This window comes from Corynebacterium sp. NML 120412 (assembly GCF_002285155.1).
Classification (GTDB): Bacteria; Actinomycetota; Actinomycetes; order Mycobacteriales; family Mycobacteriaceae; genus Corynebacterium; species Corynebacterium gottingense.
This window is the reverse complement of sequence record NZ_NSGL01000001.1, coordinates 1,218,888-1,233,669: the sequence shown is the minus strand read 5'-3', so window position 1 is coordinate 1,233,669 and position 14,782 is coordinate 1,218,888. Positions and strand designations below refer to the sequence as shown.

The 14,782-nt window shown below is 67.8% G+C and carries 13 protein-coding genes; 5 read left to right on the top strand and 8 right to left on the bottom strand.

What is annotated here, in order from left to right:
• Nucleotides 1-21: 21 nt before the first annotated feature.
• The 4 genes from CKJ84_RS05645 to CKJ84_RS05630 all read right to left on the bottom strand — a co-directional run bounded on the left by CKJ84_RS05645 (nt 22) and on the right by CKJ84_RS05630 (nt 4,521).
• A complete protein-coding gene (locus CKJ84_RS05645) occupies nt 22-1,014 on the bottom strand; it encodes an L-lactate dehydrogenase (protein ID WP_233125508.1) in 993 nt (330 codons plus the stop codon).
• Nucleotides 1,015-1,182: 168 nt separating this feature from the next.
• On the bottom strand, nt 1,183-2,586 hold the full coding sequence (locus CKJ84_RS05640) for an amino acid permease (protein ID WP_095536986.1): 1,404 nt from the start codon (nt 2,584-2,586) through the stop codon (nt 1,183-1,185).
• A gap of 91 nt (nt 2,587-2,677) precedes the next feature.
• A complete protein-coding gene (locus tag CKJ84_RS05635; protein WP_095546194.1) occupies nt 2,678-3,577 on the bottom strand; it encodes a trypsin-like serine protease in 900 nt (299 codons plus the stop codon).
• A gap of 2 nt (nt 3,578-3,579) precedes the next feature.
• On the bottom strand, nt 3,580-4,521 hold the full coding sequence (locus CKJ84_RS05630; protein ID WP_095546193.1) for a DUF418 domain-containing protein: 942 nt from the start codon (nt 4,519-4,521) through the stop codon (nt 3,580-3,582).
• Between the two features lie 81 nt (nt 4,522-4,602).
• On the opposite strand from CKJ84_RS05630, the gene CKJ84_RS05625 reads away from it, so the two are divergent.
• Together CKJ84_RS05625 and CKJ84_RS05620 are read left to right on the top strand one after the other, a co-directional pair.
• The gene (locus CKJ84_RS05625) at nt 4,603-5,271 is read left to right on the top strand and encodes a response regulator transcription factor (protein ID WP_095546192.1); all 669 of its coding nucleotides are present in this window, start codon (nt 4,603-4,605) and stop codon (nt 5,269-5,271) included.
• A complete protein-coding gene (locus tag CKJ84_RS05620) occupies nt 5,268-6,338 on the top strand; it encodes a HAMP domain-containing sensor histidine kinase (protein WP_095546191.1) in 1,071 nt (356 codons plus the stop codon). The genes CKJ84_RS05625 and CKJ84_RS05620 overlap by 4 nt, the downstream gene beginning before the upstream one ends.
• Here the strand turns inward: CKJ84_RS05620 and CKJ84_RS05615 are convergent.
• Genes CKJ84_RS05615 through CKJ84_RS05600 form a run of 4 tightly spaced genes read right to left on the bottom strand, consistent with a single transcriptional unit; the run spans nt 6,335 to nt 10,549 of the window.
• The gene (locus tag CKJ84_RS05615) at nt 6,335-7,369 is read right to left on the bottom strand and encodes a hypothetical protein (protein WP_143340317.1); all 1,035 of its coding nucleotides are present in this window, start codon (nt 7,367-7,369) and stop codon (nt 6,335-6,337) included. The two genes, CKJ84_RS05620 and CKJ84_RS05615, sit on opposite strands and share 4 nt — an antisense overlap.
• A gap of 57 nt (nt 7,370-7,426) precedes the next feature.
• A complete protein-coding gene (locus tag CKJ84_RS05610; protein ID WP_143340316.1) occupies nt 7,427-8,425 on the bottom strand; it encodes a hypothetical protein in 999 nt (332 codons plus the stop codon).
• A 42-nt stretch (nt 8,426-8,467) separates the two neighbouring features.
• Nucleotides 8,468-9,139, bottom strand: coding sequence for a hypothetical protein (locus CKJ84_RS05605; RefSeq protein WP_095546188.1), 672 nt, complete (start codon nt 9,137-9,139; stop codon nt 8,468-8,470).
• Nucleotides 9,140-9,193: 54 nt separating this feature from the next.
• The gene (locus CKJ84_RS05600) at nt 9,194-10,549 is read right to left on the bottom strand and encodes a CitMHS family transporter (RefSeq protein WP_095546187.1); all 1,356 of its coding nucleotides are present in this window, start codon (nt 10,547-10,549) and stop codon (nt 9,194-9,196) included.
• A gap of 152 nt (nt 10,550-10,701) precedes the next feature.
• On the opposite strand from CKJ84_RS05600, the gene CKJ84_RS05595 reads away from it, so the two are divergent.
• The 3 genes from CKJ84_RS05595 (at nt 10,702) to CKJ84_RS05585 (ending at nt 14,741) form a co-directional block, all read left to right on the top strand.
• Nucleotides 10,702-12,750 carry a DEAD/DEAH box helicase gene (locus CKJ84_RS05595; protein ID WP_095546186.1) on the top strand — a complete coding sequence of 683 codons (2,049 nt, stop codon included), beginning with the start codon at nt 10,702-10,704 and terminating at the stop codon, nt 12,748-12,750.
• A gap of 202 nt (nt 12,751-12,952) precedes the next feature.
• Entirely contained in the window at nt 12,953-13,765 is an 813-nt protein-coding gene (locus CKJ84_RS05590; RefSeq protein WP_122086280.1) for a hypothetical protein, read from the top strand.
• Nucleotides 13,766-13,823: 58 nt separating this feature from the next.
• Nucleotides 13,824-14,741, top strand: a complete 918-nt coding sequence (locus tag CKJ84_RS05585) for a trypsin-like serine protease (protein WP_095546184.1) — start codon at nt 13,824-13,826, stop codon at nt 14,739-14,741.
• Nucleotides 14,742-14,782: the final 41 nt, after the last annotated feature.

Genomic DNA, 14,782 nt, shown 5'->3' with positions numbered 1-14,782 from the left:
GGCAAGCATGGTTAGCAGGGCTTAGAGCAGGCCTGCGTCCTCCATGACCTTGCGCAGGGTGGTTGCGGAGTGGTCGAACTTCTCCTTCTCCTCATCGTTGAGGCGGAGTTCGACGGCCTCGCGCACACCGTTGCGGTTCACCACGGCCGGGGTGCCGATGTAGATGTCGTTGTGGCCGTACTGGCCGTCCAGCTTGGCCGAGATCGGCAGGACGACGTCCTCGTTGGCGAAGATGGCGCGGGTGATGCGGGCGAGGCAGCTGCCGATGCCAAAGTCGGTCGAGCCCTTTGCCTGGATGATGTGGTACGCGGCGTCGCGAGTTGCTACGAACATCTCGTCGACCTCCTTGTACACGTCCGGGTTGGTCTCGGCTTCCTCGGCGAGGCGGTTGCGCAGCGCGATACCTGCGATGGAGCCGGTGGAGATGACCGGGAGCTCGGTGTCGCCGTGCTCGCCGATGATGTAGGAGTGCACCGACGATGCAGACACGTTGTACTTCTGGGACAGGTTGTAGCGCCAGCGGGCGGTGTCCAGGACGGTGCCGGAGCCGAGCACCTGGGAGGCGGGCAGGCCGGTCTGCTTCTGGGTGGCGTAGGTCAGAATGTCGACCGGGTTGGTGGCGACCAGGTAGATGCCGTTGAAGCCGTTTGCCATGACCTCCTTGTTAATGGACTCGAAGATCTTCACGTTGCGGCCCACCAGGTCCAGGCGGGTTTCGCCTTCGCGCTGAGCGACGCCCGCGCAGTTGACCACCAGTGCCGCGTCGCGGCAGTCCTCGTAGGTGCCGAAGGTGACCTTGGTGTTGTGGCCGGAGTAGGGGACAGCGTGGTTCAGGTCCTCGACCTCGCCGCGAGTCTTTTCCTCAGCGAGGTCGATGATGGCGAGCTGGTCACACAGGCCCTGGTTGATCAGGGCGTAGGCGTAGGCGACACCTACGGCGCCGGCGCCGATGAGCACGACCTTGTTGCCGGGGGTGATGTTGTTCTTCGGGGTGGACGGGTTCGTGATGCTCACTGTGGTTCTCCTCTTTCCGATACCGTGACCGGTAGACGTTGTTTCCGGCATCCATCATTGCACAACGTTGGGGCCGGTGCCGCGGAGCCGGTCAGAAAACAACGGAATTTCCCGTAAAGTCGGACGTATTCGGGCGAAAGCGGGCACGGTGGCGTCGATAAGCCAGCCCTACTTGAAGTCTTCCTCTGTGTGCGCCGCAGCGATCGCCTTCGGGCGGCCGGTGACGAAGTACATGCCCGTCATGACGATGAGGAAGACGACGCCGGCGGCGAGGGCGACGTGGTACTGCGGCAGCCACACCATGATGCCGAACGTGAACAGGATGAACGCCACGGCGAACCACTGGCCGTAAGGCCAGAACGGGACCGGGAAGTGCAGCGCGCGCTGCTCGGCGGCCGTCATGCGGCGGCGCGAGGCGAGGTGGGCGATGAGGATCATCAGCCAGACGAAGACGGTGGCGAAGGTGGCGAGCGCGGCGATCGTCTCGAAGACGTTGGGGAACTGCGCGTTGAGGACAACGCCCACGACCAGGACGATGAGCAGGGTCACGGTGGTCATGACGGGGATGTCGCGAACCGTGCGCGCCATCACGCGGGGCGCGAGTCCCTCGCGTGCCAGGCCCGTGAGCACACGGCCGGTGCCGAAGAGGTCCGCGTTGATGGCGGAAAGCGCCGCGGTGATGACCACCAGGTTGAGCAGGCCCGCCGCCCAGTTCACACCGAGGGTGGAGAAGATCTGCACGAACGGGGACTCGTCGCCGGTAATGCTGCGCCACGGGTTGAGCATGAGGATGATGAGGATAGCCAGCACGTAGAACAGGAGGATGCGCACCGGCACCGTGTTCACGGCCTTGGGGATGGAGCGGTCCGGGTCGTCGGCCTCGGTGCCGGCCACACCAATGATTTCGGTGCCGCCGAACGCGAAGAGCACGAGGATGAACGCCGCGATCATGCCCTCTGGGCCGTTGGGGAAGAACCCGCCGTCGTTCCACAGGTTGGCCAGCCCCGTGGTTTCGGGGTGCGTGCCCAGCCCGAAGGCGAGGACGGCCGCGCCGCCGACGATCATGGCCACCACAGCGACGACCTTGATCAGCGTGAACGCGAACTCCAGCTCGCCGAACCACCGCACGCTGGCCAGGTTGGCGGCGCCGATGACCAACAGGGTCGCGGTGATCCACACCCAGGCGGGCGTGCCGGGGAACCAGAACTTCATGTAGATGCCGATGGCGGTGAGGTCCGCCAGGCACACGATGATCATCTCGAAGGCGAACATCCAGCCGGTGATGTAGCCGCCCAGCCCGCCGAGGTGCTCTCGCGCGTACACGGCGAAGGAGCCGCGGACGGGGTGGCGCACGCTCATCTCGCCGAGCGCGCGGAGCATGAAGTACACCACCGCGCCGCCGAGCAGGTACACCAGCAGGACGGACGGCCCAGCGGCCTGGATCGCGCCGGCCGAGCCGTAGAACAAGCCGGTGCCGATGGCGGAGCCGAGCGCGATGAAGTGGATGTGTCGGTGGCTGAGGCCTCGAGCTTTGCGTGCGGGCTTCGCAGGTGTTGGGGAGCTCGTGGACATCGGCGCTGAGCCACCTTCCATAAAATTGTCCGAAACAATGGGCTTTTACAGCATATTGCCACAGTGAGCCTCGCCAAATGTGGGGTTCGGCCTATTGCTTATCGACGCCCCCGTGCCCCCTCCGCCGCGCAACCACCGACGCACCGGCCGCCACGGCGAGCAGCACCGCGATGGCGATGAGGTACGGTGTCGCGTTCGCCTCGCCGGCGCCGGGGTCCGCCGCGGCGTCCGCATCGCTCAGGTCGTCGGCGATTGTGTCGTTGATCCATGCGGCGGCGTCGCCGAGCGGGGCGGCGGAGGCGGCCGCGTTGGTGTCCATGGCGATTTCCTCCGGGTCGTCCGGGTTCACGAACAGTCCGGCGCTGAGCACGCCGGTGAGCTTGCCGTCGCGGAAGACGGGGCCGCCGGAGTCGCCGCCCTGGATGCCGGCTCCTTGGGCGAGTGCGATGGTGAGGGCTTGGTGGGCGTCGAAAAGCGCCATGGGGCTTGCGCCCTCGACGGTCGCATCGGTGACGGGCAGGCGGGTCGTGGCGCCCGAGCCGTCGGAAGACCAGCCATAGACGTGCGCGGCGGTGTCGGGGCCGGGGACCTCGGTGTCCACGGTGGCGTAGCGCTCCAGGCCGAGGTCCTCGGCGGTGTGCAGCAGCGCGATGTCGCCCTGGGGCGCGGTGAGCCACCGATCCACGGCCACCGTCCGCTGGGCATCGCCCTCGCCGGTCCGCACCGACCCGCCGGCGGTGGGCAGGTGGTCCATGCAGTGGCGCGCCGTGACCACCCAGTGCGGTGCGACTGCGGTGCCAGTGCACACGCCGTCGGCAGGGTCGTCGTTGGCGGTGCGCACGGAAACGACGCTCGCGCCCTCGGACGCGGTGTCGGGGGAATCGACGGCGAACGTGTCGGATTCGAGCGCTCCGGCGGGCGTGGCGGCCAGCGCCGTGAGCGCTGCGACGAGCGCAGCGGCGGCGGGGATCGTGGAGGTGGAGATTCGCATGGTTATGCTCCTTTGGTAAGTGTGGTGGGAAGTGGTCGCGGGGGTAGGTCCTGGCGCGAGAGCGACCGGGTGAACGCGCGCAGGGCTTCTTCGAGCGGGCCGCGCGGGAAGCGCAGCAGCCACACCGACGCAAGCGCGCACGCGGCGGCGATGCTCACGGCCGCGGATGCCGCGCCGGACGGCACAAGGTCCGCAGTGGTCACGTGCAGGCAGTACACCGTCAGCGGCATCCGGCCCAGGGCCTGCAGCGGGTACGGGCAGAAGCGCCGGAACACGATGAGGCAGACGGTGAGGACGCCCAGGGAGCAGCCGACCTCGCTGAGGATGGCGATGAGGCCGCCGGTGTGGCCATTGGGGTTGAGGAAGGGGTGGAGGTGGGCGTCGATAAGCGAGCGGGCCCATACGCCGCCGACGGCGAGCGCGAAGCCGAGCGCTGCGAGCCACACGCGCGGGCGCAGGCGCGCGGCGATGAGGCCGGCGACCATGAGCGCGGCCCACTCGAACAGTGGGTACGGTGGGGCGGTGACCGCGAGTGGGAGGCGCAGCGCCGAGGCGAGCGTGAGGGCTGCGAACAGGGCCGCGAGCGTGCGCGTGCGCCAGCGCGGCGCCGGTGCGAGTGCGAGGTAGCAGGCGCCGAACGCGCCGAGAACCACCTCGATCGTGCCGGTCAGCGGGGTGAGCACGACGTGCAGGGCGAGCAGGGCCGCGCCGCGCAGCATCGCCTGGTGGCGCTGACGCGCCAGCGCCACACCGCCCGTCGCGCGCGACGAGACCTGCATCGACACACCCGCGAGCACCGCAAACAGCGCCGAGGGGAAGCCGTAGAGCCACGGCGAGGCCGAGTCGGTCAGATGCGCGCACATCATCGCGGCAAGTGCGACGGCGCGGGCGGCGTCGAGGCCCGCGATGCGCGTGGGCGGGGGAAGTCTGGAAGCTGTTGTCATGGCACACACGCTAAAAACTGCCGTGTTGCGAGAGCGTTAACGCGCGCTTCGCGCGCGCCCACCGGCGTTAGACTGACCCGCATGTCCAACGTGTTAGTTGTGGAAGACGAGGCCTACCTCGCCGACGCCATCGCCGCCGCCTGCGCCGCGCACGGCCTGCAGACCCAGGTTGCTTACGACGGCGCGCAGGCGCTCGAGATGCTCGAATCCGCCGACGTGGTGGTCCTCGACCGGGACCTCCCGCGCGTTCACGGCGACGAGGTCTGCGCCCGCATCCGCGCCGACTACCCGCACATCCGCGTGCTCATGCTCACCGCGGCCAGCGCCCTCGACGAGCGGCTCGACGGCTTCGCGCTTGGCGCCGACGACTACCTCACCAAACCCTTCGAGGTGCCCGAGCTGCTCGCGCGCGTGGACGCGCTCATGCGCCGCCACACCCCGCCGCAGGCCGACGTGCTGCGCTGCGCGGACGTGCGCATGGACACCGCGCGCCGCACCGTGACCCGCGCGGGCGCGCCGATCGCGCTGAGTCCGAAGGAATTCGCGGTGCTGGAGACGCTGCTCGCCGCCGACGGCGCGGTCCTGTCCGCCGAGGCACTGCTCGAGGAGGCGTGGGACGCGTTCGCCGACCCATTTACCAACTCGCCGCGTGTGACCATCTCGCACCTGCGCCGCAAGCTGGGCCAGCCCTGGATCATCCACACCCAGCCCGGCGCGGGATACTACGCCGCGGAGGAGGCGCGCCCGTGACGCTGCGCCTGCGCCTGACCCTTGTGTTCGTGGCCACAGTCTTTTCCGCCGGCGCGGCGCTCACCGCGCTCGTGTGCGCATACCTCGCGCTCACACCGGTGCCGCTGCACGTCTCTCTGCCAGGGCCGGAGGGAGTGCTTATCGACGCCGCCATGCCCATCCCCGCCGACATCATCACCGTCGTGCTCGTCACCATGCTGATCGCGCTTGCCCTGCTCACCGCGCTTGCGGGGGCGGTGGGCTGGTTTGTCGCCGGGTACGTGCTCACGCCCGTGCGCCGGCTCGCCACGGTGGCGCGCCAGGTCTCAAACGGCGAGGTCAGCCAGCGCATGCACTACGAAGGGCCTGCCGATGACGTCGGCGACCTGGCCCGCGCCTTCGACCAGATGCTGGACTCGCTGGAAGCCTCGCTCGACGCGCAGCGCCGCTTCGCCGCCAACGCTTCGCACGAGCTAAAAACCCCGATCGCTACGATCCAGACGGTCGCGGACGTCGCGCTCATGCAAGGGGAGCAGAGCGCCACCGCGCTGCGCCGGATTCGCGAGGTCAACGCGCGCGCCGGGGAAACGGTCGAGCGGTTGCTTGCGTTCGCGCGCGCCGAGGCGGCGCAGCCCGGCAGCGTGCGCGGCGAGCAGGTGGACGTGGCCGCGCTGTGCGAGGAGGTGTGCGCGCAGTACGGCGTCGCGCTGCGCGTCGATCCCGCCGCGGCGACGGTTGCCGGCGACGCGGTGCTGCTGCGCCAGGCCCTGGGTAACCTCGTCGCCAACGCGGTCGAGCACGGCGCGCCGGGCACCGCCGCGGTGGTGGTGAGGGTTACGGATGGGGCCGTTGAGGTGGGCGTCGATAATGGTGGCCCCGAGCTGGGCGAACGCGAGGTTGAGCGGCTCAAAGAGCCGTTCGTGAGGGGAGCCGGGCGCGTCGCGGGTTCGCACGGGTTGGGGCTTTCGCTTGCCGACGCCATCGCGCGCGCCCACGGCGGACACCTCGACCTCAAGCCGCGTTCCGGCGGTGGGCTGGCCGCGCGGCTGAAGCTTGAGCGGTGGCGTCGAGAAGCGACACAGCGCTAGAGCATCTCGGTACCGGCGATGACGAAGGCGCCGCCGCCTTCGTTCCGGCACAGCGGGGCCGCGTTGAGCACGTCGGTGTGCGTGCCCGGCAGCATATAGTCCATGCTGCACGACCAGCCGTCGGGCGAGGACCACTCCAACGTCGGCGGCTGCACCTCGCCGGCCTGCAAGGCAGTGATGAAACGCTGGGCCACATCAAACGTGGTGGTGCAGTCCGTGTTGTCGGCGTGCGCGATGAGGGAGAAGTGGTGGGTCTCGCCGGTTTCGGTGTCCGAGGCGCTGACCACGTTGCATGGCGTGCCCTCGGGCGCGGCGGTGTTGGAAAGGTCGAACAAGTCCGGGTTCGGCTCGCCCTGCTGCACGCTTTCCACCGGCGGGCTGTGCACCGCGGTGTTGCCGTTGGAAATGGTGAGGCTGTGCACGCCACGCTGGATAACGACGGTGTCTTCTGCCGGGCGGGCGAGCGTAAACCCGCTCAGCGCAACCTTCTGCCCGACCTGCAGCTCCGGGTAATCCTTCGTGTACTCGTCCTTGTGGATCGGCTCCTGGCTGCTGAAGGTGTAAAAGCCGACCGTCGGCTCGTACTGCATGGACAGTGCCCGATTGCTGGATCCAGGCGGGGTGTCGTATTCGCGCGCCGGATTTGCGGGGTCTTCGATGCCGATGTCGCAGTTGAATTGGAACATCTCGTCCTTGCCCTGCGTGTAGCTGGGCGCCATGCGCTCGGTGGGGACCATGCAGCCCTTGGTTCCTACCCCGGGGAAGCCGACGGCGAAGGTCACCGGCGTGGCCTTGAACGTGTCCGCGGGGACCTCAGTGAGGCCGGCGAGCTCCTCGGACGAGACCTCGCGGACCTCGGTCGTGGTGGGTTTGGTGCTGGTCGTGGATTCGGGTGGACGTGAGTCGGTGGTCTCGCTGGATGCGGTGGTTTCGGTCTCGGGGGCGTCGTCTGGCGCAGCGCTACACGACGCCAACGTCAACGCCGCCGCAGCACAGAGGGGAAGGGCCTTGCGTGTCAGTGAGTGTGTCACGGCTCTCAGTGTAACTGTGGTCTGGGTAACACGCACGAGATTTCTGGGGCGGGCCGGCTAGAAGCGGGCGACGTCGTCAGGCCGCAGCGCGACCACCGCGCCGGATCCCTCCTGGGCGGGGTTGCCGGCGCGGTCCGACGCGCTGCACGTGTTCTTGGCATTGGCGCGGATCTGCTCGTCGCCGGGGAGGAACCACCCGTTCGCGCAGCCCCAGCCGTTCGGCGCGGTCCAGAACCCGGCTTGGCCCTCGACCTCGCCGTTTCTGTACGCGTCGACGTAGCCGCGCATCGCCGCAAGGGCGCTCTCACAGGTCGTGCCGTCCTCCAAGGCGATGATTTGGTACGAGCCACCCATCGAACTCTCGACGGTGCCGCAGACATTGCCGGCAGCGCCGCCGGCCGCCTCCGCCTCGGCGGGCGAGCCGGGATCGGTGGTGGTGTAGACGCCGTCGTGCATTTCAAACGTGGCGTCGCCTTTGGTCACCCGGTAGCCGCCGCCGTGGAGGTGGGTGACGGTGAGGCCGTCGACCGTCACCTGCTCGCCCTGCCTGAGGCGCTGGGTGCCGGGGTGGAGCTCGGCGCCGGGGGAATACGCCGTGCTGAAGCGCCCGCCGTCCTCGTCCCAGTTGATCATGTTCGGAGCCGGCGGATTGGGAACGCCGTAGTCCTCCTCGGTCGGGGGCACGGGGTCGGCGAAGTCCGCGTGGCAATAGGTCCCCGAATCAGATTCGGAGTTGAGCTCCGCTGTCTTGATGAAGCAGTCGTGGAACCAGCGGTCGCCGTCGCCGCCGATGACGTATGCGGTACCGAGCAGGAACCGCTCCGGGTCGACGACGGTGTAGAGGTCGGCCTGCTCCGCCTCCGCGGCACTCGTGTCTGGTGCCTCGGACTCCGCGCTGGGTGCATCGCTGGTCACGGCTTCCGTGCTCGCCGCGGTCGCAGAGGTCGCAGAGGTCGTGCCGTCGGCGCCAGGTTCCCCGCCGCCCCCTCCGCAGGCGGCGAGTGCGAGGGAAGCGGACACCAGGAGAACGGTCGTGGCCCAACGACGTGCGTGCATACGAAAAACTATAAAGCGGGCTGTGTGTTCCCGCGGCGTTTTTTAGCGCGGAATCTCGTCGACGGCCTCGGTGGCCTCCTGCGGGTACATGGCCACGACCTGGTGGCGCGGCTCGCCGAAGCGCGCCGCGTTGCCGCGCGTCGAGGTCTCGTCGGTGTTGTCTGGGTCGTCGGACGGGTCGAGCAGGTCGGCGTCCTGGCAGGTCATGCGGCCCTGCGAGTGCGTGTCCAGCTCGCGGGGGAGCAGCCAGTCCATGGAGCAGTGCCAGCCCTCTTCGGAGGTCCAGTTGTGGAAGCGGTCCGCGTCCGCGCCGTAATCGTCGGCCTTGTATTCCTCCATGACGTGCTGGCCAGCGCTACAGGACGTCCCGTCCTTCACCACGATCACCTCGAGGCGCTCGCCGTACGCGTTGACAATCTCGCCGCACTTGGTGCCGATCGGCTGGGGGTCGTCGGTGGCAATCGCCTTGTAGGTCGTCGGCTCGGTCTTGGCAGCGGCAGAGGAGGAGGCGGCCGCGGCGGAGGACGCGGACTTTGCAGCGCTTGACGACGATCGCGCCGCCTGCGACGCGGCGATCACCTCTTCATCGGACCGGGAACTCGTGGTGCTCGACGCATCCTGGGATGCGTTGCTGTCGCTGTCGCCGCTGCCGCAGGCGGACAGCGGGAGGGCGAGCAGAAAGACTGAAGCTAGCAGGGAAGAAGTTTTACGCATGCGCACATAGTACGGCAATGTTCCTGTTTTGCGGCGGGTGATCGGAAGGGCCTATTACGCCATCATCCCGGTCGCAAACGCGCCGAGCACGAGGACGACCGAGAAGCCCCAGCACAGCGGGAACGCGACGCGGATGTACTTGCCCATGTTGGCACCGGCCAGCCCGAGGCCCAGCCACAGGGCGGGAGAGAACGGGCTGACAAACGTGCCGATGACGTTGCCGACGATCATGGCGGTGGCCGCGCCCATGCCGGAGACGCCGAACGCCGCGGAGGTTTCCTGCACGATGGGCAGGACCGAGAAGTAGTAGGCGTCCGTGGAGGTGGCCAGGTCGAGGGGCACGCCCAGCAAGCCGACAATGACGTGGATGTAGGCGCCGACGGACGCGGGCAGGACTGAGATGAGCGAGAGCGCGATCTGCTCGAGCATCCCGGTGCCGTCGAGCACACCGAGGAACATCGCGGCGGCGAGGATCACGCCGGCCATGGATAGTGCGGTCGGGGCGTGGCGGCGCAGCACGTCGTTCTGGTCGTCCAGGGTGGCGAAGTTGGTGATGAGCAGCAGCGCCGTGCCCACCAAAAACGCCGGCCCGGGCGAGGTGATGCCGGAGACGAGGACGCCGATCAGCGCGAGGGTGACGATGACGTTGATCGCGGTGACCCAGGTGCCGGTACGCGGGGTGAGGTTGAATTTGGCGCGCTCCTCCGCCTGGGAGCGGCGGAACTCGTCGGCGATGGCGTTGACGTCGACGGTGGCGGTGGCGTCGTGAAGCGATCGCTTCGAGATACGGCGCTTCTCGGATAGGCCGAAGCCTGCGGCGACAAGAAAGACGAGGACGATGGCGATGCCCTGGGCGGGGAGGAGGTGGGCCCAGATCTCGTTGGGGGTGGCCTCGATGACGCTGGCGGCGCGGCCGACGGGGCCGCCCCACGGGATCATGTTCATCACGGACGCGGACAGCGCGACGAGGGTGAGCAGCACGTATCTGGACATCCGCATCGCCTTGTACAGGGGGAGGAGCGCCGGGATGGTGAGCAGGAAGGTGGTCGAGCCGGAGCCGTCGAGGTGCGCGACGATCGCGATCGCGGCGGTGCCGAGGGTGACCAGCATGACCTGGCCGCGGGTGGCGCGGATGAGCGCGGTGATGACGGGGTCAAAGAGGCCGACATCGGAAAGGATGCCGAAGAAGATGATCGCGAAGATAAACATCACGACCACCCCCATGACCCGCTCGAGGCCTTCGCCGTAGAAGTCGGTGATGTCACCGATGCCGAAGCCGGTGATGAGCGCGCCGATGATCGGGATGAGGGTCATGGCGATAATCGGGTGCATTTTGCCTTTGAGGAGCACGCCGACGGTGACGAGGATGATGGCCAACCCGACCAGGGTCAGCGCGAGCGGTGAAGTCATGCGGGAAACACTACTGCGCTATTGCGGGACATGTCACATTGGGTGGGTGTAGTGAGTTGCAGCCAAACGGGGGTGGAAACGCCAGCGCCGGGTGCGGATGGCCAACTTGCGGAATAGTCCTGGGGCTCCATGTGGCGTACGCTGGTGAAGCAATGAGCAATTCCGAAAACGCGACCGGCAGCGAAAATGGGCCGGATATGAACTTGTCGGAAACTCAGAACACCCCGCAGGATGTCGCAGCGGACGCAGTTGAGCCTGCCGCTGCAGAAGACACCAGGGATGCGGGTTCCTCTGAGCACACCGGCGCTTCTGTGCAGAAGACTGCAGAAGCCACCGAGAAAGTAAATACTGAAGCAACCGAAGCAACGACGCCGAACGAGTCCAGCGAGGAGAATGCAGAGCCGGAAAACGGCTTCACCACGCTGAGCCTGCCGGACAACGTGATCGCGGCAGTGAAGAAGGTCGGCTTTGAAAAGCCGTCCGCAATCCAGGCGGAGACGATTCCGCTGCTGATGCAGGGCCGCGACGTCGTCGGCCTGGCGCAGACCGGTACGGGCAAGACCGCGGCGTTCGCGCTGCCGATCCTGAGCCGCATCGACACGAGCAAGCGGTACCCGCAGGCACTCATCCTCGCGCCGACGCGTGAGTTGGCGCTGCAGGTGTCCGATTCCTTCCAGTCCTTCGCCGACCACCTGGGCGGCGTGCACATCCTGCCGATTTACGGCGGGCAGGCGTACGGCATTCAGCTGTCTGGCCTGCGTCGCGGCGCGCAGATCATCGTGGGCACCCCGGGCCGCGTCATCGACCACCTGGAGAAGGGCTCGCTGGACATCTCCAGCCTGCGCTTCCTGGTGCTGGACGAGGCCGACGAGATGCTCAACATGGGCTTCCAGGAGGACGTCGAGCGCATCCTGGAGGACACGCCGGACGAGAAACAGGTGGCCCTGTTCTCCGCGACAATGCCGAAGGCGATCCGCCGGATTTCCCGCGACTACCTCAACGACCCCGAAGAGGTCACCGTCAAGTCGGAGACCCGAACGAACACCAACATCACGCAGCGCTACCTGTTCACGGCGCACCGCAACAAGCTCGACGCGATCACCCGCATCCTTGAGGTGACCGAGTTTGAGGCGATGATCGTCTTCGTCCGCACGAAGAACGAGACCGAGGAGCTGGCCGAGAAGCTGCGCGCCCGCGGATTCTCCGCCGCCGCCATCAACGGCGACATTGCGCAGCAGCAGCGCGAGCGAACGGTGGATCAACTGCGCGACGGCCGCCTGGACATCCTTGTGGCCACCGACGTCGCCGCCCGCGGCCTCGACGTCGAGCGCATCTCGCACGTGCTCAACTTTGACATCCCGAACGACACCGAGTCGTACGTCCACCGCATCGGCCGCACCGGCCGCGCGGGTCGGTCCGGCGAGGCGATCCTCTTTGTCACCCCGCGCGAGCGTCGCATGCTGCGCTCCATCGAGCGCGTGACCAACGCGAAGATCGAAGAGATGGACCTGCCCACCGTGGACGAGGTCAACGAGAGCCGCAAGGCGAAGTTCATGGACTCCATCACCGAATCCCTCGAGGCGTCCGACCTGCAGATCTTCAAATCCATGGTGCGCGAGTACTCGGCGGCGAACAACGTGCCGATGGATGACATCGCCGCAGCGCTCGCCACGCAGGCGCTTGCGGGCGACGAGTTCCTCATGAAGGAGCCGCCGAAGGACAAGCGCGACCGGCGCGATCGCGACCGTTGGGATCGCGACGACCGTGGTGGGCGCGGCCGTCGCGGACGTGACGACCGTGACGATCGCGGGCGCGGCAAGCGCCGCCACAACGACAGCGAGAACTTTGACACCTACCGCCTGGACGTGGGCAAGCGCCAGCACGTCCGGCCGGGTGCCATCGTCGGCGCGCTGGCGAACGAGGGTGGCCTCAATTCCAAGGACTTCGGCCGCATCACCATCGGTGGAGACTTCACCCTGGTGGAGCTGCCGAAGCAGCTGGACAAGAAGGTCCTGGACCGGCTCTCCGACACCCGGATTTCCGGTCAGCTGATCAACATCCAGCGCGATCACGGCGCACCCCCGCGCGACCGAGGCGGTCGCGGGCGCCGCGGTGGCTTCGGCGACCACAAGGATCGCCGGGACAAGTTCCGCGGCGATCGCCGCGACAGGGGCGGGCGCGGTAAGCGTCACTGGGACTAGGCCCTTGCTGCGGAAACGGGGCCGGTGAGCACAGCGCTCGCCGGCCCCGTTGCGCTTTCCGGGGTGGTTTCAATGCAGGCCACACCCGCACAGTAGAGTGAGATGGACTTCACTGCCTCCACTGCGAAAGGGTGCCATGTTCGGACTTCACCGGGGAACGCATCGCGCGCTGACAGGACTGTCAGCGCCGTCAGGAAGCCGGGTGGCGCGAGCCGTTGTGGGGTGCGTGCTCGGGGCGATGGCGGTGGCGTCGATAAGCGTGCAGCCCGCCGCTGCCCAGCCGGTGGTGGCGCAGGGCTCCGAGGTGGTCGTTGAGGGCGGGGGAAAGTGCACGGTGGGCTTCAGCGATCCCGTGCACCAACGCAGCCTGATCGCGGCGCACTGCGGGCGCGAGGGCGGCCGGGTGGCCATCGTGGACCCCGCGACCGGCGCGTCGAGCGGCCCCGTCGGAACGTTCTTCCGCTCGAAGGCGTTCGACTCGCGCCTGGGCAATGACTGGGCGGCGATCCAGTGGGACCCGGGCGTGGCGATCGGGGGAAATGGGTACTCGGGGAACGGCTGGGTGCACCCGAACGACATCGCGCTCGGCGAGCCGGTGTGCTACCACGGCAACACCAGCCACGGCGGCGGGGGCGAGACCTGCGGAAAGTTCGCGGGTTCGGTGGGGAACACGTTTTTTGTGGATGCCCCGCTCACCCGCGCCGGCGACTCCGGCGGGCCCGTGTGGGTGCCGGGGCGCGGCTTCGTCGGCGTGATTTCCAGCCAGTGGGCGGCTCGCCAGCTCCCCGTGGTCGGTGGCGCCAACTTCGTCGTTGGCGTTGTGCCAAGCGACGGCCCGGCGGTGTCGCAAACGCAGCTGATGGGGCTGTACATGGAGAACCTGGCTGCCCCGGTGTCGCGCGGCGGGTCCTCGGTCGGTCCGGCGGGGGAGCTGCTCCGCCGGGCGGTCAGTACTGTGTTTGGGGTATTTTCCCGCTTCGGCCTGCCGGAACCGGCCTCTGTGCACTACACTTAGGAGATATTCGGGCGAATTGCAGTTCGCTTCCAGTTTTCTCCAATGTTAGGTGGACCCCATGTCTTCTTCCCGTTCCCTGCTCGCCGCCGCGCTCCTCACCTCAACCCTGCTCGTGCCCGCCCCGGCAGGGGCCGCGCAGCTCGACTCGCCAGTTCAGGGCATGGCCATCGGGACGAGCATCGGGTGGTGCACCCTGGGCTACAACGACAAGGACCAGCACATCAGCTACACCGCCGCGCACTGCGGCAAGGAGGGCGACCGCGTCCACCTCGTGGACCGCGCCACCGGGAAGCAGTCCAAGGACATGGGCACGTTCCGGCCGTCGACCAAGTACGACGGGGCCTTCTCTAACGACTGGGGCTATATCGAGTGGGACCGCGACGTGCGCCTGGGCGACAACGTCTACTCAGGGGATACGATCGTGGCTCCGTCCGCGGTAAAGCGCGGGGCGAAGGTGTGCTACCACGGCGAAACGTCCCACCTGGGCACCGATGAATTCAGCTGCGGCACCTTCTACCGCGCGGTGAACGAGAGTTTCACGCTGCGCGGGTCTACGTGGCAGCAGGGCGATTCCGGTGGCCCGATCTGGGTGGAGGGCCAGGGCTTCTTGGGCGTGACATCGGTCGGCCCGGCGGACTCGAACAGCGTCGGCGAGGCCTGGCTTGGCCCGGTGCACGTGAAGGGGAAGCCGATGGGCTGGGGAGCAGCGCCTCGCGACGGCCGCGCGGTCACCTCCGAGCAGGCCAGCCGAGAGTTCTTCGCCGCCGCCGGCCTGGACGAGGCCGGGCTGTACGACGGCCTCATTGATAAGAGCACTGCCGGTTCGTCCGGATCCTCGGAGAACGGGTCTAGTGCTGAGTCCGGCGCTGCGTCCAGCTCGGAGAAGTCGCCGGGCGAGATCCTGGCCATCGTGGTGCCCATCCTCGCTGTCGTGGTGCCGCTGCTCGCCCAGCTTGCCCAGGCCTTTATGAAGTAGCCGCGCGTTCAGGGGCACGAAAAAGCCCCGCGCGAGGCGGG

Coding starts and splice junctions, on each gene's coding strand:
- CKJ84_RS05585 (WP_095546184.1), top strand. CDS start 13,824: ATGTCTTCTTCCCGTTCCCTGCTCGCCGCCGCGCTCCTCACCTCAACC.
- CKJ84_RS05595 (WP_095546186.1), top strand. CDS start 10,702: ATGAGCAATTCCGAAAACGCGACCGGCAGCGAAAATGGGCCGGATATG.
- CKJ84_RS05600 (WP_095546187.1), bottom strand. CDS start 10,549: ATGACTTCACCGCTCGCGCTGACCCTGGTCGGGTTGGCCATCATCCTC.
- CKJ84_RS05610 (WP_143340316.1), bottom strand. CDS start 8,425: ATGCACGCACGTCGTTGGGCCACGACCGTTCTCCTGGTGTCCGCTTCC.
- CKJ84_RS05630 (WP_095546193.1), bottom strand. CDS start 4,521: ATGACAACAGCTTCCAGACTTCCCCCGCCCACGCGCATCGCGGGCCTC.
- CKJ84_RS05605 (WP_095546188.1), bottom strand. CDS start 9,139: ATGCGTAAAACTTCTTCCCTGCTAGCTTCAGTCTTTCTGCTCGCCCTC.
- CKJ84_RS05635 (WP_095546194.1), bottom strand. CDS start 3,577: ATGCGAATCTCCACCTCCACGATCCCCGCCGCCGCTGCGCTCGTCGCA.
- CKJ84_RS05640 (WP_095536986.1), bottom strand. CDS start 2,586: ATGTCCACGAGCTCCCCAACACCTGCGAAGCCCGCACGCAAAGCTCGA.
- CKJ84_RS05625 (WP_095546192.1), top strand. CDS start 4,603: ATGTCCAACGTGTTAGTTGTGGAAGACGAGGCCTACCTCGCCGACGCC.